The sequence below is a fragment of the Streptomyces sp. CNH189 genome (genome assembly GCF_000527195.1).
The window spans coordinates 370,654-390,528 of record NZ_AZUS01000003.1 but is presented as its reverse complement, the minus strand read 5'-3'; the positions used below and the strand labels follow the sequence as shown (position 1 = coordinate 390,528).

The window sequence follows — 19,875 nt, the reverse complement described above, 5'->3', positions numbered from 1 at the left end:
GGCCGGGTTCAAGGGCCCTGCGGCCGTTGGCCTTCGGCGCGGACCCGAGCGGCGGGCGCATGGCGCGCATCCGCAGGTCCCCGCACTTCGAGAACGGCGTCTTCCGGAACCCGGGCGGCCCGGCCCGGATGCGCCCCACGGGGTCGAACCGTGACCTGGCGAAGCTCTACCTGGACAAGGACGCCCGCTCCCGGCGCGCCCCGCAGGGCGCGATCCCGGTGCATCCCACCACCCTCGCGGACATCTCCCGCCCGCCCGCCACCGGGCTGCGCGTGACGTGGGCGGGCCACTCCAGTGTGCTCGCGGAGATCGACGGGCAGCGGGTGCTGTTCGACCCCGTGTGGGGTGAGCGCTGTTCCCCCTTCCCCTTCGCCGGGCCGAAGCGGCTGCACCCCGTGCCGCTGCCGCTCGCCGCGCTCGGACCGGTCGACGTCGTGGTGATCTCCCACGACCACTACGACCACCTGGACCTGCCCACGATCAAGGAGCTGGCCGGCACGGACACCGTGTTCGCGGTGCCGCTCGGCGTGGGCGCGCACCTGGAGCGCTGGGGCGTGTCCGCGGACCGGCTGCGCGAGCTGGACTGGCAGGAGTCGACGCGGGTCGGCGGCCTCACGCTGACCGCCACCCCGGCCCGTCACTTCTGCGGCCGGGGCCTGCGCAACACCCAGCACACCCTGTGGGCCTCCTGGGTCGTCACCGGCGAGCGGCACCGGATCTACCACAGCGGCGACACCGGCTACTTCGACGGCTTCCGGGACATCGGCGCGGCCCACGGCCCGTTCGACGCGACGATGATCCAGGTCGGCGCCTACTCGGACTTCTGGCCGGACATCCACATGACGCCCGAGGAGGGCGTGCGCTCGCACCTCGACCTCCAGGGAGGCGAGCCGGGCGGTGTCCTGCTGCCGATCCACTGGGGCACCTTCAACCTGGCCCCGCACCCGTGGGCGGAGCCCGCGGAGTGGATGCGGGCCGCGGCCGGCGCGGTCGGGCAGGCGGTCGCCTTCCCGGTTCCGGGCCGGCCTTTCGAGCCGGCCGGCGACCTTCCCGTACGTCCCTGGTGGCGGGACGTGTCCCGGCCGCTGGACCGCGAGTGGCCCGTTCCTGAGATCACCCCGCAGGCGTCCCGTGACGGCCTCGACCTGGTGGGTGAGGACTGATGCCGCGCCGCGAGAGCGTGTGGATCTCCCGATGAGTCCACGCACGTCCCCGGCCGGCCGGACGGTCACGATCCGGAGAGCCGTCGCGAGGGACGCCAAGCGGCTGACGCGGATCGTGCGCGGCTCCGGCGCCTACGAGGGCAGATACGCCACCGCGGTCGCGGGCTACCGGGTCGGTCCCGACTACATCGAGGCCCACCGTGTCTTCGTGGCGGTCGACGCCGACGGAGACGGCCACGAAGGGCGGGTCCTCGGGTTCTACTCGCTCGTCCTCGCGCCGCCGGAGCTCGACCTGCTGTTCGTCGCCGACGAGGCGCAAGGACGGGGGATCGGACGACAGCTCGTCGCGCACATGCGGTCCGAGGCCCGGGCCGCCGGGCTCGACCGTGTCCTGGTCGTCTCGCACGTCCCCGCCGAGGGTTTCTACCACCGCGTCGGCGCGGTGCGGACCGGGACCGTGCCCGCGAACCCGCCCGCCATACCGTGGGACCGTCCCGAACTCGAGTTCCGCACCTCTTCGCGATGAACAAAAAGTCTGTGCCGGCGAAGTGAGAATTGAACGGGCTGTGACATGAGAGATTGTGGCGCAATGACCGGAGCGAAATCTCGTCATTAGGCCAGGTCATTTCCGCGTGCTACTGTCTGTCTCAGTTGCAGTTGTGGTTCCCGAAAACATCGGGTGCCCCATCCGGTTCCGCCGGCTGGGGGCGCCTGCTTTTCCGGTCATTTCCGGGCGGGGTAATCATCGCGGCGACACGGCGTCCGCACGGTGCGGATGCCGATGCACTGCCCCGAAGGAGATATGAACATGGCTGCTGGAACCGTGAAGTGGTTCAACGCGGAAAAGGGCTTCGGCTTCATCGAGCAGGACGGTGGCGGCGCCGACGTCTTCGCCCACTACTCGAACATCGCCGCGCAGGGCTTCCGCGAGCTGCTCGAAGGCCAGAAGGTGACCTTCGACATCGCGCAGGGCCAGAAGGGCCCGACGGCCGAGAACATCGTCCCGGCCTGACGCCCGCACACAGACTGCAGCTGGGGCCCGCATCCTTCGGGGTGCGGGCCCCAGCTGCATCCCCGATTTCTTGGTCGGCCCGCATCTGTTTCTTTTCCCATCGGTCCATACTCGTAATTCTCCGCGCTGCTCGTTTCCGCGGGAAATTCCTTGATATGCGCCATGTCGAGGAAGGTTCCCATGAACCCCACGCGTAACAACGACCGCGCGCGTAACAACGACCGCACACGTGGCAACGACCGCACACGTGGCAACGGCCGCGGCCGTCGGCCTGCCGCCGTGCGAGGCGAGTTCGCACCGCCCCGGACGATCACCCCCGCACTGCCCCCCGTCGAGACGTTCGCCGATCTCGTCATGCCCGAGCGGCTGCTGGCCGAACTCGGCCACCAGGGAGTGACCGTGCCGTTCCCGATCCAGGGCGCGACACTGCCCAACGCCCTGGCGGGCCGTGACGTACTGGGCCGCGGGCGCACCGGCTCCGGCAAGACCCTCGCCTTCGGTCTCGCCCTGCTCGCCCGCACCGCCGGCCGGCGTGCCGAACCCCGCCGGCCGCTCGGGCTGATCCTCGTGCCGACGCGTGAGCTGGCGCAGCAGGTGACCGACGCGCTCACGCCGTACGCCCGCTCCGTCAGGCTGCGGCTGGCCACCGTGGTGGGCGGGATGTCGATCGGACGGCAGGCCGGCGCGCTGCGCGGCGGGGCCGAGATCGTCGTCGCGACGCCCGGACGGCTCAAGGACCTCATCGACCGCGGCGACTGCACGCTGGACGACGTGGACACCACTGTGCTGGACGAGGCCGACCAGATGGCCGACATGGGATTCATGCCGCAGGTCACCGCGCTGATCGACCAGGTGCGCCCGGACGGGCAGCGGATGCTGTTCTCCGCCACCCTGGACCGCAACGTCGACCTGCTGGTCCGCCGCTATCTGACCGACCCCGTCGTGCACTCGGTGGACCCGTCGGCCGGCGCGGTCACGACGATGGAGCATCACGTCCTGCACGTCCACGGCGCCGACAAGCACGCCGCCACGACCGAGATCGCGGCCCGTGACGGCCGCGTGATCATGTTCCTGGACACCAAGCACGCCGTGGACCGGCTGACCCAGGACCTGCTCGACAGCGGAGTCCGGGCCGCCGCCCTGCACGGCGGCAAGTCGCAGCCGCAGCGCACCCGCACGCTCGCGCAGTTCAAGACGGGGCACGTCAACGTGCTGGTGGCGACCAACGTCGCGGCGCGCGGCATTCACGTCGACAACCTCGACCTCGTCGTGAACGTCGACCCGCCGACCGACCACAAGGACTACCTGCACCGCGGCGGCCGTACCGCCCGCGCCGGGGAGTCCGGCAGCGTCGTCACGCTCGTCACGCCGAGCCAGCGCCGCGGCATGGTCCGCCTCATGGCGGATGCCGGTATCCGGCCGCGCACCACTTTGGTCCGCCCGGGCGACGAGGCACTGAGCCGGATCACCGGGGCGCAGGCCCCGTCCGGCGTCCCGGTCGTCATCACGGCACCGGTGACCGAACGCCCCAGGCGCGGGACCTCGCCCCGGGGCCGACGCCGCCCTTCCTCGGCGGCCCGGCGCGCGTCCGTGCGCCGGCCCGTCCTCGACACGGCGGCCTAGGGTCTTCCGTTGCGCGTCAGCCCGCCCATCTCCGCAGGAGGCACCTTTGACCGTGATCCGGATGAAGCACCGCTCGGCGGACGCCGACACCGCGCGCAGGAAGGCCGTCGACGTCATGGACGCGGCCGGACCGCGGGTCTGTGACGACATGAGCGTCGAGGTGGCGCTGGCCGTCATGGCCGCCGCGCGCACCGGCCGGCTGGCCGTCTGCGACCAGGACGACCAGCGCGTCGGCCTGGTGACCCGGAGCGACCTCACCGCCGTCCGCGACAGCGGCGCCCACCCGGACCGCGTCCGCCTGCGCGACATCCTCGGCGACCGCGACCGCGTCTCGCTCGCCGCCTGCTGAGACACCACGCGTTCGCTTCGGCGCGACCGAAGTCGCCACTCACGGTGTGGGCCCCACCGGTACGCCGGCGGGGCCCACACCGCGTGAAGCGGGTCGGCGTCGGCAGGGCCGGTGCGGCATCGGAGCCGGCGGATGGTGTAGTAGTTCCTGTGGGGCCCTGGTGCCGGACGGCACCAGGGCCCCACCACGAGTTCCGCAGAGAGGTGCAATGACAGCAGACGACACGTTCGGCCGTCTCGACGACGAGGACTACCCCGCCTACACCATGGGCCGGGCCGCCGAGATGCTCGGTACCACCCAGGGCTTCCTCCGCGCCCTCGGCGAGGCCCGTCTCATCACGCCGCTCCGCTCCCCGGGCGGCCACCGCCGCTACTCCCGCTACCAGCTGCGCATCGCCGCCCGCGCCAGGGAACTCGTCGACCGGGGCACGCCCATCGAGGCCGCCTGCCGGATCGTCATCCTCGAGGACCAGCTGGAGGAGGCCCAGCGCCTCAACGCCGAGTACCGGCGCGCCGCCGAAGCGGGGCACCCGACGGCCGAATGAGACGAGCGTGCCCGCCGGTGTCGGCGGGCACGGAACGTCGTACGCGTCGGCCGGTGACGGGAGTCGCGCGGCCGGATCCCGGCTCAGGCGTCGATGATGACCGGGATGACGAGCGGCCGACGGCGGTGGGTGCGGAACGCCCAGTTCGCCACGGCGCGGGCGACCAGCTGTTCCAGCTGATGCGCGTCCCCGACGCCCTCCTCGGCCGCGGTGGCCAGGGTCTTCTCGATGACCGGAATCACCGGCTCGAACGTGGTGTCGTCGTGGACGAAGCCGCGGGCCAGGAAGTCGGGGGGCTCGGTGAGGGCGCCGGTGTCCGCGTCGACGATCGCCACCACGGTGACGACACCCTCGGCGGCGAGGGTGAGGCGGTCCTTCAGGGACGCCTCGGTGGCGCCGCCGACTTCCATGCCGTCCACGTAGACGTTGCCGGCGGGGACCTTCCCGGTGATGGACGCCTTGCCGTCGACCAGGTCGACGACGACACCGTCCTCGGCGATGACGACCCGCTCGGGGTCGACGCCCGTCCGGATGGCGAGGTCGGCGTTGGCCCGCAGGTGGCGCCACTCGCCGTGCACGGGCATGACGTTGCGGGGTTTGACGATGTTGTAGCAGTAGACGAGTTCGCCGGCGCTGGCGTGCCCCGAGACGTGCACCTTGGCGTTGCCCTTGTGGACCACGTGGGCGCCCCACCGGGTGAGTCCGTTGATCACCCGGTAGATGGCGTTCTCGTTGCCGGGGATCAGGGAGCTGGCCAGCAGGACGGTGTCGCCCTTGCCGATGCGGATCATGTGGTCGCGGTTGGCCATCCGGGACAGCGCGGCCATCGGCTCGCCCTGGGAGCCGGTGCACACCAGGGTGACCTTGTGGTCCGGGAGCTTCTCCAGCTCCTTCGTGCTGACGACCAGACCGGAGGGGACCTTCAGATAGCCGAGGTCACGGGCGATGCCCATGTTCCGGACCATCGACCGGCCGACGAAGGCGACCTTGCGGCCGTACTGGTGGGCGGCGTCCAGGACCTGCTGGATGCGGTGCACGTGGCTGGCGAAGCTGGAGACGATGACCCGGCGCGGAGCGGTGCGCATCACCTGCTCGATCGCCGGGTTCAGCTCACGCTCGGAGGTGGTGAAGCCGGGGACCTCGGCGTTGGTGGAATCGGTGAGGAACAGGTCCACGCCCTCCTCGCCGAGGCGGGCGAAGGCGCGCAGGTCGGTGATGCGGTCGTCGAGAGGGAACTGGTCCATCTTGAAGTCACCGGTGTGCAGCACCATCCCGGCCCGGGTGCGCAGGGCGACCGCGAGACTGTCGGGGATGGAGTGGTTGACCGCCACGAATTCGCAGTCGAAGGGCCCGAAGTCGCGCCGGTCGCCCTCCCGCACCCGCACCGTGCGCGGGCGGATGCCGTGTTCCTTGAGCTTGGCCTCCAGGAAGGCCAGGGTCAGCTTGGAGCCCACGACGGGAATGTCGGACCGCTCGCGCAGCAGGTACGGCACACCGCCGATGTGATCCTCGTGTCCGTGGGTGAGTACCACCGCCACGACGTCGTCCAGCCGGTCCCGGATGGAGGTGAAGTCCGGCAGGATCACGTCCACGCCGGGCTGGGTCTCCTCGGGGAAGAGCACGCCGCAGTCGACGATGAGCAGTTTGCCGCGGTGCTCGAAGACGGTCATGTTGCGGCCGATCTCACCCAGGCCGCCCAGGGGGGTGACCCGCAGCCCTCCTTCGGGAAGGGGTGGGGCGGCTTTCAGTTCGGGGTGTGGATGACTCATACCTCGACGTTACCCGGAGATGGGGAGGCGCTGATCCACTGCCCGCCTGTTCCGGTGAGCGCCCGGTGCGCCACCTCGCGGGCGGTCGCCGGTGTGCGGGGACGCCGCACGACGACGGGCGGGCCGCAGTCGCTCTCCGGCCCGCCCGTCGTACGCCGGGTCCTCAGGGGGTGGTGGTGACGGACCGCGGCCGGGCCTGGGCGGCCGCCTCCGCCGCCAGCCGGCGCCGCCGGGTCGCCGGTCCGAACACCGCCAGGACCAGCGCGCCGAGCGTCCAGGTGCCCGCGATGACCATGAAGACGGCCTGGTAGCCGACGCCGTTGTACACACCGGCGATCATCAGCGGCCCCACCGCGTTCGACAGCCGCCCCAGACCGTAGGCGATGCTGGTGCCCAGCGAGCGGCCCTCGGTGCTGTACAGCTCGGGGGCGTAGGCGTACGCCAGGGCCGTGTAGCCGCGCTCGAACAGGTTGACCAGGAAACCGAAGACGACGATCAGCACCGGGGTGAACGTCAGCCCGTAGAGCAGGCCGGACACCGCGATGACCAGGCCGAACACCACCAGGCACCACTTGCGCTCGAAGCGGTCGGTGACCATCGCCGCGAGGAAGGAGCCGAGCGGCGCGCCCACCGTCGTCAGCGCGACGTAGAAGATCGAGTCCTCCACGCTGACGCCCTCGGCGGCCAGCAGGGTCGGCGCCCAGCTGGAGTACCCGAAGAAGCCGATGGTCTGGGTGATCCACAGGACCGACAGCAGGATCGTCGGGTACAGGAACTTCTTGTCCTTGAGCATGCCGAGGCCCGGCTTGACCACCGGACCCTTGGGCTTCGGCTGCCGGGGCTCGGGCAGCGGGCCGTGCTCGGCCACCGCGTGGGCCTCGACGCGGGCCAGCGTCGCTTCCGCCTCCTCGTGCCGGCCGCGCGACTCCAGCCACAGCGGGGACTCCTCGAGCCGGCGCACGAGGAACAGGAAGAGCGCGCCCAGCGAGCCCCACAGGTAGACCAGCCGCCAGGACCAGTCGGACATCGGCACCACGGCGGAGGCGATGAGGTTGGTGACGGGCGTGCCGCAGATCCCGACGACGATGGCGTACGCCTGGAACTTGCCGCGCTTGGCGCTGGGGAACAGTTCGCTGATGTAGACGACGGCGACCACGGTCATCGCGGACAGGCCCGCCGAGGTCAGCACGCGGAACAGCCCGAGGGACCAGATGTCCCAGGCGAAGACGCAGGCGAACGACCACACCGTGAACCACAGGGTGGTCAAGGTCAGCGTCCGTTTGCGGCCCAGCCGGTCGGCCATCCCGCCGGCCACGACCGCGCCGACGAACATGCCCACGAACGACAGCGAGGTGACGTACGCGACGTGGTTCACGTCGGAGCCCCACTGCTCGCGCACCACCGGTGCCGTGATGGCGAAGGTGTTGATGTCCGCGAACTCGAAGAAGTACGCGAACGCCACCGCGAGGATCGTCTTCTTGTGGAACTTCGTGATCGGCAGCCGGTCGAGCCGGTTCGCCGCGTTGGTGGTGCGGATGTGCTGCACTGCACGCTCCTGGGAAGGTGGGACCGGTCTCACGGGGCCGGGGTGACGTCAGCGGGCCTCTTCGGGCCAGTACAGACGCGAGGGGTTGTCGACCAGCAGCGCCCGCCGGCGCTCGGCGGTGGTCGCGATGTGCGGGACGTGGTCGACCAGCAGACCGTCGTCGGGCATGTGGTCCTTCAGGTTCGGGTGCGGCCAGTCGGTGCCCCACAGCGCCCGGTCGGTGAACTCCTCGACGACCTTGCGGGCGAACGGCACCACGTCCCGGTAGGCGTGCCGCTCCCCGTCGAGCGCGGGCGGTCCCGTGACGGTCAGCCGCTCGGGGCAGGACACCTTCACCCACACGTCGTTCGCCTCCACGAACCGCAGGAAGCGCGCGAAGCCGGGCCCGTCCGGGCCGGCGGTGACGTCCGGGCGGCCCATGTGGTCGATCACCAGCGGTACCGGCAGGGAGGCGAAGAACGACTCCAGGTCCGGCAGGTCCGCCGCCTCGAAGTACAGGACGACGTGCCAGCCCAGCGGCGCGATCCTGCGGGCCACCGCCTCCAGCGCCTCGCGGGGCGCCGCGTCCACCAGGCGGCGGACGAAGTTGAAGCGCACCCCGCGCACCCCGGCGGCGTGCAGCCGGCGCAGCTCCGCGTCGGTGACGTCCGGGCGGACCGTCGCCACCCCGCGGGCGCGCCCGCCGGCCGCGTGCAGGGCGTCCACCAGGGCGCTGTTGTCCGCGCCGTGGCAGGTGGCCTGCACGATCACGTTGCGGTCGACGCCGAGGTGGTCGCGCAGCGCGAACAGGTCGTGCTTGGAGGCGTCGACCGGCGTGTACTTCCGCTCGGGGACGAAGGGGAACTCGGCGGCGGGGCCGAAGACGTGGCAGTGGGCGTCCACCGTTCCCGGCGGCAGGACGAACGTGGGTGTGCTCGGTCCCCGGTACCGGTCGAGCCAGCCGGGGGTGACCGCGGTGTCGTGGTCGGTCATCGTGCTCCTCGAATCTCAGTCGACGTAGGTGAGGCCCAGCTCGGCCAGCGGGCCGCGCATGCCGTACATGTCGAGCCCCAGCTCACCGGCGCGGAACCGCTGCCGCTTGTCCTCCTCCGCCGCCTCGCGCCGCGCGGACGCCTCGGCGACCTCGGCGGCGCGGGCGGCGGGGACGACCACCACGCCGTCGGCGTCGGCGACGATCACGTCACCGGGCTCGACCAGGGCGTTGGCGACGACGACGGGCACGTTCACCGAACCCAGGGTGGCCTTGACCGTGCCCTTGGCGTTCACCGCCCGGGAGAAGACGGGGAAGTCCATCCCGCGCAGCTCGTCCACGTCACGGCAGCCGCCGTCGATCACCAGGCCCCGGGCGCCCCGGGCGCGCAGCGAGGTGGCGAGCAGCTCGCCGAAGAAGCCGTCCTCGCTCTCCGTGGTGCAGCCGGCGACCACCACGTCGCCCTCGCGCACCTGCTCGGCGGCGACGTGCAGCATCCAGTTGTCGCCGGGCTGGAGCAGCACGGTGACCGCGGTCCCGCAGAGCCTCGCGCCCTCGTACACCGGCCGTATGTAGGGGCGCATCAGGCCGAGGCGGCCCATCGCCTCGTGCACGGTCGCGACCCCGAACCGCGACAGGGCCTCGACCGCGGCCGGGCCGGCGCGGTCGACGGTCCGGTGGACGACTCCGAGGTGGTGCATGGTGCGGCTCCTTGCTTCAGTGGGGCTCGTGCCCTGCGGGGGACGGGCGGGGTCAGCGGCCCTGGGCGGTCAGACGGGCGTCGAGGCGGGGGTAGACCCGCCGGGCGTTGCGCTCCTCGACCGCCGCCAGGTCCTCGGGGGCGAGGCCCGCCTTCTCGACGTAGCGGCGGGTGTCGTCGAAGTGGTGGCCGGCGCGCGGGTCGACGCCGCGCACCGCGCCGACCATCTCGGAGGCGAAGAGGACGTTCTCGACGGGCATCACCTCCAGCAGCAGGTCGATGCCGGGCTGGTGGTACACGCAGGTGTCGAAGAAGACGTTGCGCAGCAGCGACTCCTCCGGCTCGGGCCGGCCGAGCGCCTGCGCCAGACCCCGGAACCGGCCCCAGTGGTACGGGACCGCGCCGCCGCCGTGCGGAATCACCAGACGCAGGCCGGGGAAGTCGGCGAACAGGTCGCCCGCCAGCAGCTGCATGAACGCGGTGGTGTCGGCGTTGAGGTAGTGCGCCCCGGTGGTGTGGAAGGCCGGGTTGCAGCTGGTGGAGACGTGCACCATGGCCGGCACGTCCAGCTCGACGAGTTTCTCCCACACGGGGTACCAGGACCGGTCGGTCAGCGGGGGAGCGGTCCAGTGGCCGCCGCTGGGGTCCGGGTTGAGGTTGACGGTGACCGCGCCCAGCTCCAGCACCGCCCGCTCGATCTCCGGAACCACGGTGGCCGGGTCCACGCCGGGGGACTGCGGCAGCATCGCGCCGGGGACGAAGCGGTCCGGGTAGAGCTCGGAGACCCGGTGGCACAGGTCGTTGCAGATCCGCGCCCAGGCGGCGGAGGTGGCGAAGTCGCCGATGTGGTGCGCCATGAACGAGGCCCTGGGGGAGAAGACGGTGACGTCGATGCCGCGCTCGTCCATCAGCCGCAGCTGGTTGCCCTCGATCGACTCGCGGATCTCGTCGTCGCCGATCGTCGGCCCCGCCGGACCGGGTGCCCGCAGCGGGTCGGTGAGCGCGGCCACCTGCGCGTCACGCCACTGCCCGAGGGGGGCGGGGGCCGTGGTGTAGTGACCGTGGATGTCGATGATCACGCGTGCTTCTCCTGACGGGTGGGCGTGGGGTCCCAGACGGATCGGGGGACGAGCAGGTCGCCGGCCATGAGGAGCCGGGCGGTGCGCAGCAGCGCCGAGCGTGTCACCCGCTGCGGGTGGGCGGGGTCGAGGCCGAGCGTGACGCTGAACTCACCGGAAGGGTGTTCGACGGAGACGGTGGGGTCCGCGCCGGACACCCCGGCCGCCACGTCTCGCGCGACGGTGCCCTCGATGACGCAGGCGGTGGCCGCGGTGACGGCGGCCAGCACGCCGATGGACTGGTGGCAGACCCGGGGGATGAGGCTGCGGGTGCTGAGCGTGCCGCCGTGCCGGGGCGGCGCGACCAGGGTCATCTTCGGGTAGTTGCGGCCGCTCACGTCGCCCAGGCCCATCGCCTCCCCGCACACCAGGCGCAGCGCTTCCACGCGGGCCTTCAGCGCCTCGTCGGCGTCGATCTCCGCGGGGGACTCGTAACCGTTCGCGCCCAGCCGGGCCGCCTCGACGACCACCAGCGGCTGGCCGTTGTCGATCAGGGTGACGTCCACGGCGCCCAGCCCCGGCACCTCCACGGTGTCCCGGGGACGCCCGGTGGGCAGCAGCGCCCCCGCCACGGATCCGGCGGTGTCCAGGAAACCGATCTCGACCGGGGCGGCGGTGCCGGGGACGCCGTCGATGCGCGCGGCGCCCTCGTAGGCGACGTGCCGGATCCCGGAGGCGTCGGCCGGGGTGGCGACGGTGATCTCGGCGACCATGCCGGTGTTGCGGGTCAGCACCCGGGCCGTCGTACGGTCCCCGGTGGGTACGACCATGCCGGTCTCCACGGCGAAGGGCAGCACGGCGGCGAGCATGTTGCCGCAGTTGGCCGACGTGTCGACGGTGTCCCCGTCGGGCTGCACCTGCCCGAAGGTCCACTCCACGTCGACGCCGGTCCGCCTGCCCGGGCGCACCAGACCGATCTTGCTGGTCAGGGGGTGCGCCCCGCCGACGCCGTCGATCTGCCGCGGGTCCGGCGAGCCCAGCGCCGCCAGCAGGACGGCGTCCCGGTGGCCGGGGTCGGCGGGCAGTAGCCGCGTGTCGAGGAAGGGCCCGCGCGACGTGCCGCCCCGCATGAACAGGCACGGGATCGCGGTCTGGGAGCCGCGACGGGTGACCTCGGGGACCCGGGCGGCTGCGACGGCGGACATGGTCGCTCCTTCGGTGGATCGGTCTGGGGGAGTGGGGCGGTGCGAACGTGCAAGGAAGCTAAATCATCAACGAGATTGTTGACAAGATGTTCCGACGAAAATGCTCACCTGATGGGATCCCGGGTGCCGTCGCCTCCGGACCGCGCACTAGGGTTCTTCCAGCGAGGGCCGCCGGGAACGGGCGACGGAAGACGAGGAAGAGGTCGACGGAGTGACGGACAAGCTTACGGGCGCTGCCGGCCGCGAGTATGTGGCGAACGCCATCAGGCAGGCCCTGCGCTCCGGGGACCTGGTGCCCGGGCAGCGGCTCGTCGAACTCGAGCTCGCCGAGTCCTACGGCACCACGCGTGGCGCCGTCCGCGAGGCGCTGCAGGACCTCGCGGCCGAGGACATCGTGGAGATCGTCCCCCGTCGCGGCGCCCGGATCCGAGCGGTGTCCGTCGAGGAGGCCGTGCAGATCACCGAGTGCCGGTCGGCGCTGGAGCAGCTGTGCGCGCGCAAGGCGGCCACCCGGGCGGACGAGGGGCAGCGCGCCGAGCTCGAGCGGATCGGCACGGACATGCGGCAGGCCGTCGCGGACGGCGCCTGGGACGCGTACTCGGCCCTCAACCAGCGGCTGCACGAACTGGTGATCGAAGCCAGCGGGCAGGAGGTGGCCCGGCGTCAGCTCGAGCGGCTGAACGGGCCGATGGTCCGCTTCCAGTTCCGGCTCGCCCTGCGGCCGGGGCGCCCCGCCCAGTCGCTGCCGCAGCACCTGGCGATCATCGACGCGGTGGTCGGCGGCGACCCCGAGGCGGCGGCGCGGGCGGCCGCCGCACACCTGGACGACGTGATCGAACAGCTCCGGTCGTCGGCCGCGCGGACGCCGGTGCCGCGCCGCTGACGGGCGTCGACGCCTGCCCGGACGCGACCGCCCATCGTTGCGGAGCGTGATGTTCTGGCCGGGGGGTCTCAAGGTCCTCTGCGGCCCCTGACGCTCGTGGCCGCACTTGGGGCGTACGTCTGTCTCCCTCGCGCCCCCACTCGCACTCCCACGCCCCCGGTGATCTGCCGACCGCTTCTGACCAGCACTGATCGTCGGGTGATCGCTCCCGATGGATACAGTCGAACGGTTATCGGTCTGTCGTACGACGCCTCATACCAGAGCGCGATGCCGTCCGCACGAGTTTGTCAACTGCCCACCGCACATGATGCGGTGGCGACTACGGTGAGTGTCGGTCGCCCGGCGTGACGGCTCGCGACGGCTCATGTCGCAGCACGCCTCGCGCCGGGGGCCGCGTCGTAGGGATCGGGATCAGGGAGCGGGGACCGGCACGTGCAGCCACAAGGCGGACGAGGGAGCCGACGGGGCGAGGGGCCCCGACACCCGGGACCGGCCGGCACGCCCGGCCCGTCCGGAACCCGGACCGGCGGCGCGGCCGCGCCGACCGCGGCCGGCACCACGATCGTGGCCCGCACGCCAGGCCGCGGCGCCCCCCGGTCCACCGGCCCCGGCGCCCGCCGGGGCGGCCCGGCCGGACGGCCGGAGCGCCGCGAGGGCGGACGCCACGGACGGCCCCCCGTGCGGACCACCGCGGGCCTGCCCGAGACGCACATACGGTCCCAGCTCCTCCGGCTCGCCGTACTGCCGCCCGTCGCGGTGGCCCTGAGCGCCTGCGCCGCCGTGCTGTTCACCGTCCGCTCCACCGGCGTACGGCCCGGCGCCTCCCTGTGGGCCGTGCTCGCCGGTGCCACCGCGGTGGCCCTCGCCGGCATCGTCATCGCCGCCGTGGCCGCCGAGCGCGCGGCCCGCTCCGTGCACGACCGCGTCGGCGCCCTGCGCCGGAGCACCGCACGGCGCGAGGCCGACCTGCACGCCCTCGTCGAGGCCCTGCGCAACGGCGAACCGCCGCCCCCGCGCGGCCGGCGCGACGAACGGCCGGGCGACGGCGACGAGTTCGACCTGCTCGCGGCCGACCTCGCCCGCGCCCACGACGGCGCCGTGGCCGCCGTCGTGCAGGCCGTGCAGCTCTCCAGCCAGGCGGGCAGCGAACAGAAGCTCGAAGTGTTCGTCAACCTCGCCCGGCGTCTGCAGTCCCTCGTCCACCGCGAGATCTCCATCCTCGACGAGCTGGAGAACGAGATGGAGGACCCCGACCTGCTCAAGGGCCTCTTCCACGTCGACCACCTCGCCACCCGCATCCGCCGCCACGCCGAGAACCTCGCCGTGCTCGGCGGGGCCGTCTCCCGCCGGCAGTGGAGCAACCCGGTCCCCATGACCGAGGTGCTGCGCTCGGCGATCGCCGAGGTCGAGCAGTACTCGCGGGTCAAGCTCGTCCCGCCGATCGACGGCACCCTGCGCGGGCACGCGGTCGCCGACGTCATCCACCTCCTGGCCGAACTCGTGGAGAACGCCACGGTGTTCTCCGCCCCGCACACCCAGGTGCTGCTGCGGGCGAACCTCGTCACCTCCGGACTGGCCGTCGAGGTCGAGGACCGGGGCCTCGGGATGCCCGTCGGCGAGCAGGACCGGATGAACGCGCTGCTCACCGACCCGGACCAGGTGCACGTCGCCAGCCTGCTGGCGGACGGCCGGATCGGCCTGTTCGTGGTGTCCCAGCTCGCCCGGCGGCACGGCATCCACGTCCGGCTGCAGACCAACATCTACGGCGGGGTGCAGGCCGTGCTGGTCGTGCCGCAGGCCCTGCTCGGCGGGGAACCGGCCGTCCTCGCCGGCGCACCGGGAACCACCGCGCCCCTGTCCCCGGCGGACACCGGCGCGATGCCCACGGCCCGTCACACGCCGGCCCTGTCCGGGCCTTCGCCCGCCCCGACGGACATGTCGTCCGGCAGCCCGGCGGACGTCCTGGCGGACACACCCGCACCCGGCGCCGGGCACGCCGCCGCCCCGGCCCCCACTCCCGCGTCCCCCCTGACCCCGCTCGCGCGGCCCGCTCCGGCCGCGTCCCCCGACAACGGTGCCGTACCGCCACCGCTGCCCCTGCGCGGCTCCCGGACCGCACGCCCCACCCCCGCCGAGGCCGTACCCGGCGTCCACCCCACCGGCCACGGCGAGCAGGACACCGCGGGCGACCGGCCGCCCACGCCCCCGGTCCCGCGCGCCACCCCGGTCCGCGGCACCATGGGCAGACCCCAACTGCCCCGCCGCCGCGCCCAGGAGCACATCGCGCCCCAGCTGCGCGACGGGCCCGCGCCCCGGCAGGACAGCGACCACGTCCCCGGCCACGACCCCCAGCTGATGGCCGCCTTCCAACGGGGTATCAGCCTCGCGGAGTCCCAGGCGGAGTCCCCCGCGCCCACGCGGCCCGCCGTGCCCGCACCCCGCGCCGACCACACCGCCCGGCACGACGGGAGCGCGTCCGCCGGATGACCACCCCCACCCCCACCGCTCCCGCAGACCTTCGTACCCCAAGGAGTCGATCCACCATGGCGAGCGATGCGCCGACCGCCCAGGTATCCGACCTCGACTGGCTGATGAGCGGCCTCGTGCAACGCGTGCCGCACACCCACAGCGCCGTCCTGCTGTCCTGCGACGGACTGGTGAAGTCCGTCCACGGCCTCGACCCGGACGCCGCCGACCACATGGCCGCCCTCGCCTCCGGCCTGTACTCCCTCGGCCGCAGCGCCGGCATCCGCTTCGGCGACGGCGGCGACGTCCGGCAGGTCGTCGTCGAGCTCGACTCGACGCTGCTGTTCGTCACCACGGCCGGCTCCGGCACCTGCCTCGCCGTGATGGCCGGCCGCGAGGCCGACGCGGCGGTCCTCGGCTACGAGATGGCGATGCTGGTGAAGTCCGTCCGGCCGTACCTGATGACCGCTCCCCGGCAGCAGGGCGTCGAGCCCCCGGCGATGAGGCCTTGAGCGTGCGGGCGGCCGGTGACGGGCCGTGGCTCGACGACGCGGCCGGCCGGCTGGTACGTCCCTTCACGGTCAGCAACGGGCGTACCCGTCCGACCGTCGCCCTCGACCTGATGTCGCAGGTGCGGGCCACCGGCGCCACCCCCCTCGGCTACCTCGGCCCCGAGCATGCGCAGGCCCTGGATTTGTGCCGCGCACCCGTCCCGGTCGCCGAGGTCTCCGCCCACCTCGGGCTGCCGGTGGCCGTCACCAAGGTGCTGCTGGCGGACCTCGTCGACTGCGGCGCGCTGACCGACAAACCCCCCGTGTTCCACCACAACCCGACGGACCGGGCCCTTCTGGAGGCAGTGCTCGATGGACTACGACGACAGCTCTGACCGGGTCGACGGCGCCGAGCACGGCGACGACCTGTTCCCGACCGCCCTCAAGATCCTGGTGGCGGGCGGGTTCGGGGTGGGCAAGACCACCTTCGTGGGCGCGGTCAGCGAGATCGCGCCGCTCAGCACGGAGGAACTGCTCACCACCGTCAGCGCCGCCACCGACAACCTCGACGGCATCGAGAACAAGGTCGAGACGACCGTGGCCATGGACTTCGGCCGCATTACCCTCGACGCCGAACACGTGCTGTACCTGTTCGGCACGCCCGGCCAGGAACGCTTCTGGTTCATGTGGGACGAACTGTGCGAGGGAGCCCTCGGCGCGGTGATCCTCGCCGACACACGGCGCCTGCAGGAGTGTTTCGCGGCGGTCGACTTCTTCGAGCAGCGCGGCCTCGCGTTCGTCATCGCCGTCAACGAGTTCGACGGCGCCTTCCGCTACGACCCCGGGGAGGTACGGGCCGCCCTCGACCTCACGGACGAGGTGCCCGTCGTCTGCTGCGACGCCCGCATCTCCAGCTCCGGCGTGAGGACCCTGCTGACCCTCGTCCGTCACCTCATCGCCCACACCTCCGCCACCCCCACGGGGTACGGCGCCCCCCTGTGATCCCCGCACACCGTCACGGAGCCCGCCCATGAACCACGCCCACCTCCCCGGAGTCCGCCCATGAGCTACGACCCGCCCCGCCCGGCCGGTCGACTGCTGCTCACCCCGGAGGACCGACAGGCCCCGGAACGCGCCCGCAGACTGCGCCGGCTGGGCCTCGGGGAGCACCCCGATCCCGAGCTCGACGCCTTCGCCCGCGGTCTCGCCGAGCTCACCGGGGCGCCGTACGCCGTGGTCAACTTCCCCGGCGAACACGGGCAGCTCTTCGCGGGCCTGCACACCCCGGGCGTCGCCCCGGTCCTGCGCAGCGACGGCACCGGCGCACTGCTGGGCCGGGCGCTGCCCCGCGACCACGGCTTCTGCCCTCACGTGGTGGCCCGGCGCAAGGCGCTGGTCCTGGAGGACGTCAGCGACTACCCGAGATTCGCGGGCAACGCGGTGGTGGACGAGTTCGGCGTCCGCTCCTACATGGGGGCGCCGCTCATCGACGGCACCGGCATGGTGCTGGGCACCGTCGCGGTCAGCGACATCCGGCCGCGCGGCTGGGGGCAGCCCGGACTCGCCGCCATCAAGGCGCAGGCCGCCGAACTCGTCGTACGGCTGGAGCGCCGGGAGGGCGACGGGCTGCCGCTGTGAGGAGAGGCGCGCGCCCGCGGCCGGACGGGTGACGCGTGAAGCAAAGCTGTGGCCGCGCTTAAGAAATCCTCGATGGACCGGTGAGGGTGTTGTACGGCAGATTGCAGTGCATTCCACTCCTCTTCCCGGACCGGGCCGCTCCGGCATGCCCGGGCACGGGACTCACCCTCAGGAGCCGTAGCGTTGAAGGCGCTGGTCAAGGAGAAGGCGGAGCCCGGGCTGTGGCTCATGGACGTCCCGGAGCCCGCTGTCGGACCCGGCGACGTGCTGATCAAGGTGCTGCGCACCGGTATCTGCGGCACCGACCTGCACATCCGTAACTGGGACGGCTGGGCGCAGCAGACCATCGACACCCCCTTGGTCCTCGGACACGAGTTCGTCGGCGAGGTCGTGGAGACCGGCCGGGACGTCCCCGACGACATCAAGCCCGGTGACCGGGTCAGCGGCGAGGGCCACCTGGTGTGCGGCAAGTGCCGCAACTGTCTGGCCGGCCGCCGCCACCTGTGCCGGGCCACCGTCGGCCTGGGTGTCGGGCGCGACGGCGCGTTCGCCGAGTACGTCGTGCTGCCCGCCACGAACGTCTGGGTGCACCGCGTCCCCGTCGACCTCGACGTCGCCGCGATCTTCGACCCGTTCGGCAACGCCGTGCACACCGCGCTGTCCTTCCCGCTGGTCGGCGAGGACGTCCTGATCACCGGCGCGGGACCGATCGGCCTGATGGCCGCCGCCGTGGCCCGCCACGCGGGCGCGCGCAACGTCGTGATCACCGACGTCAGCGAGGAACGCCTGGAGCTCGCCCGCAAGATCGGCGCGACCCTGGCGCTGAACGTGGCCGAGTCGACGATCGCCGACGGGCAGCACACCCTCGGCCTGCGCGAGGGCTTCGACATCGGCCTGGAGATGTCCGGCCGCCCCGAGGCGATGCGCGACATGATCGCCAACATGACGCACGGCGGCCGCATCGCGATGCTCGGCCTGCCCGCCGAGGAGTTCCCGGTCGACTGGGCCCGCGTCGTCACCTCGATGATCACCATCAAGGGCATCTACGGACGCGAGATGTTCGAGACCTGGTACGCCATGTCGGTGCTGCTGGAGGGCGGACTCGACCTCGCCCCCGTGATCACCGGCCGCTACTCCCACCGTGACTTCGAGGCCGCCTTCGAGGACGCCGCCGGCGGCAAGGGCGGCAAGGTCATCCTCGACTGGACCGCGTAAGTCATCTGCCTTCCTCCAAGGAGCTTCTGAGATGTTCGACAGCGTGCGCGACGACCTGCGCGCCACCCTCGACGAGATCCGCGCCGCCGGCCTGCACAAGCCCGAGCGCGTCATCGGCACCCCGCAGTCCGCGACCGTGAACGTCACCGCCGGCGGCCGCCCCGGCGAGGTCCTCAACTTCTGCGCCAACAACTACCTCGGCCTCGCCGACCACCCCGAGGTGATCGCCGCCGCCCACGAGGCGCTGGACCGCTGGGGCTACGGCATGGCGTCCGTCCGCTTCATCTGCGGCACCCAGGAGGTGCACAAGGAGCTGGAGGCGCGTCTGTCGGCGTTCCTCGGCCAGGAGGACACGATCCTCTACTCCTCCTGCTTCGACGCCAACGGCGGTGTCTTCGAGACGCTGCTCGGCCCCGAGGACGCGGTGATCTCCGACGCGCTGAACCACGCGTCGATCATCGACGGCATCCGGCTCTCCAAGGCCCGCCGCTTCCGCTACGCCAACCGCGACATGGCCGACCTGGAGCGCCAGCTGAAGGAGGCCGCCGAGGGCGGTGCCCGCCGCACGCTGATCGTCACCGACGGCGTCTTCTCCATGGACGGCTACGTCGCCCCGCTGGACGAGATCTGCGACCTCGCCGACCGGCACGGCGCGATGGTCATGGTCGACGACTCGCACGCCGTCGGCTTCGTCGGCCCGGGCGGGCGCGGCACCCCCGAGCTGCACGGCGTCATGGACCGCGTCGACATCATCACCGGCACCCTCGGCAAGGCCCTCGGCGGCGCCTCCGGCGGCTATGTCGCCGCCCGCGCCGAGATCGTCGCCCTGCTGCGCCAGCGCTCCCGCCCGTACCTGTTCTCCAACACCCTTGCCCCGGTGATCGCCGCCGCCTCCCTGAAGGTCCTCGACCTGCTGGAGTCCGCCGACGACCTGCGTATCCGCCTGGCCGAGAACACCGCCCTGTTCCGCCGCCGGATGACCGAGGAGGGCTTCGACATCCTCCCCGGCGACCACGCCATCGCCCCGGTGATGATCGGCGACGCCTCCCGCGCCGGACGCATGGCGGAGCTGCTGCTGGAACGCGGCGTCTACGTGATCGGCTTCTCCTACCCGGTGGTGCCGCAGGGCCAGGCCCGCATCCGCGTGCAGCTGTCGGCGGCGCACTCCACGGACGACGTCAACCGTGCCGTCGACGCCTTCGTCGCGGCCCGTGCGGAGCTCGACGCCTGACCGTCGCGCACC

Annotated in this window: 20 protein-coding genes; 14 read left to right on the top strand and 6 right to left on the bottom strand. The window is 72.4% G+C overall.

The window, feature by feature from the left end; all coding sequences use genetic code 11:
* The first annotated feature begins 59 nt into the window (after positions 1-59).
* The 6 genes from B100_RS0107090 (at position 60) to B100_RS0107065 (ending at position 4,691) form a co-directional block, all read left to right on the top strand.
* The gene (locus B100_RS0107090) at positions 60-1,163 is read left to right on the top strand and encodes an MBL fold metallo-hydrolase (protein WP_078540747.1); all 1,104 of its coding nucleotides are present in this window, start codon (positions 60-62) and stop codon (positions 1,161-1,163) included.
* Positions 1,164-1,194: 31 nt separating this feature from the next.
* Positions 1,195-1,689 carry a GNAT family N-acetyltransferase gene (locus B100_RS0107085; protein ID WP_024883743.1) on the top strand — a complete coding sequence of 165 codons (495 nt, stop codon included), beginning with the start codon at positions 1,195-1,197 and terminating at the stop codon, positions 1,687-1,689.
* A gap of 282 nt (positions 1,690-1,971) precedes the next feature.
* Positions 1,972-2,175 (top strand): cold-shock protein, encoded by a 204-nt coding sequence (locus B100_RS0107080; RefSeq protein WP_023586116.1) that lies wholly within the window; start codon positions 1,972-1,974, stop codon positions 2,173-2,175.
* 180 nt (positions 2,176-2,355) lie between these two features.
* Positions 2,356-3,798, top strand: a complete 1,443-nt coding sequence (locus B100_RS0107075) for a DEAD/DEAH box helicase (RefSeq protein ID WP_024883742.1) — start codon at positions 2,356-2,358, stop codon at positions 3,796-3,798.
* A gap of 61 nt (positions 3,799-3,859) precedes the next feature.
* Entirely contained in the window at positions 3,860-4,147 is a 288-nt protein-coding gene (locus B100_RS0107070) for a CBS domain-containing protein (RefSeq protein ID WP_486585601.1), read from the top strand.
* A gap of 208 nt (positions 4,148-4,355) precedes the next feature.
* Positions 4,356-4,691, top strand: coding sequence for a MerR family transcriptional regulator (locus tag B100_RS0107065; RefSeq protein WP_024883740.1), 336 nt, complete (start codon positions 4,356-4,358; stop codon positions 4,689-4,691).
* A gap of 83 nt (positions 4,692-4,774) precedes the next feature.
* On the opposite strand, the gene B100_RS0107060 is transcribed toward B100_RS0107065, so the two are convergent.
* From B100_RS0107060 to B100_RS0107035, 6 genes are all read right to left on the bottom strand, one after another.
* Positions 4,775-6,460, bottom strand: coding sequence for a ribonuclease J (locus B100_RS0107060; protein WP_024883739.1), 1,686 nt, complete (start codon positions 6,458-6,460; stop codon positions 4,775-4,777).
* A 163-nt stretch (positions 6,461-6,623) separates the two neighbouring features.
* The gene (locus tag B100_RS0107055; RefSeq protein ID WP_024883738.1) at positions 6,624-8,006 is read right to left on the bottom strand and encodes an MFS transporter; all 1,383 of its coding nucleotides are present in this window, start codon (positions 8,004-8,006) and stop codon (positions 6,624-6,626) included.
* A gap of 48 nt (positions 8,007-8,054) precedes the next feature.
* A complete protein-coding gene (locus tag B100_RS0107050; protein ID WP_024883737.1) occupies positions 8,055-8,978 on the bottom strand; it encodes an amidohydrolase family protein in 924 nt (307 codons plus the stop codon).
* A gap of 15 nt (positions 8,979-8,993) precedes the next feature.
* Entirely contained in the window at positions 8,994-9,677 is a 684-nt protein-coding gene (gene ligK / locus B100_RS0107045; RefSeq protein ID WP_024883736.1) for a 4-carboxy-4-hydroxy-2-oxoadipate aldolase/oxaloacetate decarboxylase, read from the bottom strand.
* A gap of 52 nt (positions 9,678-9,729) precedes the next feature.
* Positions 9,730-10,755 (bottom strand): amidohydrolase family protein, encoded by a 1,026-nt coding sequence (locus tag B100_RS0107040; protein WP_024883735.1) that lies wholly within the window; start codon positions 10,753-10,755, stop codon positions 9,730-9,732.
* Entirely contained in the window at positions 10,752-11,939 is a 1,188-nt protein-coding gene (locus tag B100_RS0107035; RefSeq protein WP_024883734.1) for a 4-oxalomesaconate tautomerase, read from the bottom strand. The genes B100_RS0107040 and B100_RS0107035 overlap by 4 nt, the downstream gene beginning before the upstream one ends.
* A gap of 211 nt (positions 11,940-12,150) precedes the next feature.
* On the opposite strand from B100_RS0107035, the gene B100_RS0107030 reads away from it, so the two are divergent.
* From B100_RS0107030 to B100_RS0106995, 8 genes are all read left to right on the top strand, one after another.
* Positions 12,151-12,822 carry a GntR family transcriptional regulator gene (locus B100_RS0107030; protein ID WP_024883733.1) on the top strand — a complete coding sequence of 224 codons (672 nt, stop codon included), beginning with the start codon at positions 12,151-12,153 and terminating at the stop codon, positions 12,820-12,822.
* Between the two features lie 678 nt (positions 12,823-13,500).
* Positions 13,501-15,309, top strand: coding sequence for a sensor histidine kinase (locus B100_RS0107025; RefSeq protein ID WP_486585598.1), 1,809 nt, complete (start codon positions 13,501-13,503; stop codon positions 15,307-15,309).
* A gap of 56 nt (positions 15,310-15,365) precedes the next feature.
* Entirely contained in the window at positions 15,366-15,800 is a 435-nt protein-coding gene (locus B100_RS0107020) for a roadblock/LC7 domain-containing protein (protein WP_024883731.1), read from the top strand.
* Between the two features lie 2 nt (positions 15,801-15,802).
* The gene (locus B100_RS0107015) at positions 15,803-16,174 is read left to right on the top strand and encodes a DUF742 domain-containing protein (RefSeq protein WP_024883730.1); all 372 of its coding nucleotides are present in this window, start codon (positions 15,803-15,805) and stop codon (positions 16,172-16,174) included.
* Positions 16,152-16,781 carry an ATP/GTP-binding protein gene (locus B100_RS0107010; protein ID WP_024883729.1) on the top strand — a complete coding sequence of 210 codons (630 nt, stop codon included), beginning with the start codon at positions 16,152-16,154 and terminating at the stop codon, positions 16,779-16,781. The genes B100_RS0107015 and B100_RS0107010 overlap by 23 nt, the downstream gene beginning before the upstream one ends.
* 60 nt (positions 16,782-16,841) lie before the next feature.
* Positions 16,842-17,417: a GAF domain-containing protein gene (locus B100_RS0107005; RefSeq protein WP_024883728.1), complete on the top strand. Its 576-nt coding sequence runs from the start codon at positions 16,842-16,844 to the stop codon at positions 17,415-17,417.
* 183 nt (positions 17,418-17,600) lie between these two features.
* A complete protein-coding gene (gene tdh / locus B100_RS0107000) occupies positions 17,601-18,632 on the top strand; it encodes an L-threonine 3-dehydrogenase (RefSeq protein WP_024883727.1) in 1,032 nt (343 codons plus the stop codon).
* Positions 18,633-18,663: 31 nt separating this feature from the next.
* Positions 18,664-19,863 (top strand): glycine C-acetyltransferase, encoded by a 1,200-nt coding sequence (locus B100_RS0106995; protein ID WP_024883726.1) that lies wholly within the window; start codon positions 18,664-18,666, stop codon positions 19,861-19,863.
* The last annotated feature ends 12 nt before the right edge of the window (positions 19,864-19,875 follow it).

What these genes read in the sequence shown, in the direction of transcription:
- B100_RS0107010 (WP_024883729.1), top strand. Translation starts at nt 16,152, where the DNA reads ATGGACTACGACGACAGCTCTGACCGGGTCGACGGCGCCGAGCACGGC.
- B100_RS0107065 (WP_024883740.1), top strand. Translation starts at nt 4,356, where the DNA reads ATGACAGCAGACGACACGTTCGGCCGTCTCGACGACGAGGACTACCCC.
- B100_RS0106995 (WP_024883726.1), top strand. Translation starts at nt 18,664, where the DNA reads ATGTTCGACAGCGTGCGCGACGACCTGCGCGCCACCCTCGACGAGATC.
- B100_RS0107085 (WP_024883743.1), top strand. Translation starts at nt 1,195, where the DNA reads ATGAGTCCACGCACGTCCCCGGCCGGCCGGACGGTCACGATCCGGAGA.
- B100_RS0107005 (WP_024883728.1), top strand. Translation starts at nt 16,842, where the DNA reads ATGAGCTACGACCCGCCCCGCCCGGCCGGTCGACTGCTGCTCACCCCG.
- B100_RS0107035 (WP_024883734.1), bottom strand. Translation starts at nt 11,939, where the DNA reads ATGTCCGCCGTCGCAGCCGCCCGGGTCCCCGAGGTCACCCGTCGCGGC.
- B100_RS0107070 (WP_486585601.1), top strand. Translation starts at nt 3,860, where the DNA reads ATGAAGCACCGCTCGGCGGACGCCGACACCGCGCGCAGGAAGGCCGTC.
- B100_RS0107050 (WP_024883737.1), bottom strand. Translation starts at nt 8,978, where the DNA reads ATGACCGACCACGACACCGCGGTCACCCCCGGCTGGCTCGACCGGTAC.
- B100_RS0107090 (WP_078540747.1), top strand. Translation starts at nt 60, where the DNA reads ATGGCGCGCATCCGCAGGTCCCCGCACTTCGAGAACGGCGTCTTCCGG.
- B100_RS0107080 (WP_023586116.1), top strand. Translation starts at nt 1,972, where the DNA reads ATGGCTGCTGGAACCGTGAAGTGGTTCAACGCGGAAAAGGGCTTCGGC.
- ligK (WP_024883736.1), bottom strand. Translation starts at nt 9,677, where the DNA reads ATGCACCACCTCGGAGTCGTCCACCGGACCGTCGACCGCGCCGGCCCG.
- B100_RS0107020 (WP_024883731.1), top strand. Translation starts at nt 15,366, where the DNA reads ATGGCGAGCGATGCGCCGACCGCCCAGGTATCCGACCTCGACTGGCTG.
- B100_RS0107075 (WP_024883742.1), top strand. Translation starts at nt 2,356, where the DNA reads ATGAACCCCACGCGTAACAACGACCGCGCGCGTAACAACGACCGCACA.
- B100_RS0107060 (WP_024883739.1), bottom strand. Translation starts at nt 6,460, where the DNA reads ATGAGTCATCCACACCCCGAACTGAAAGCCGCCCCACCCCTTCCCGAA.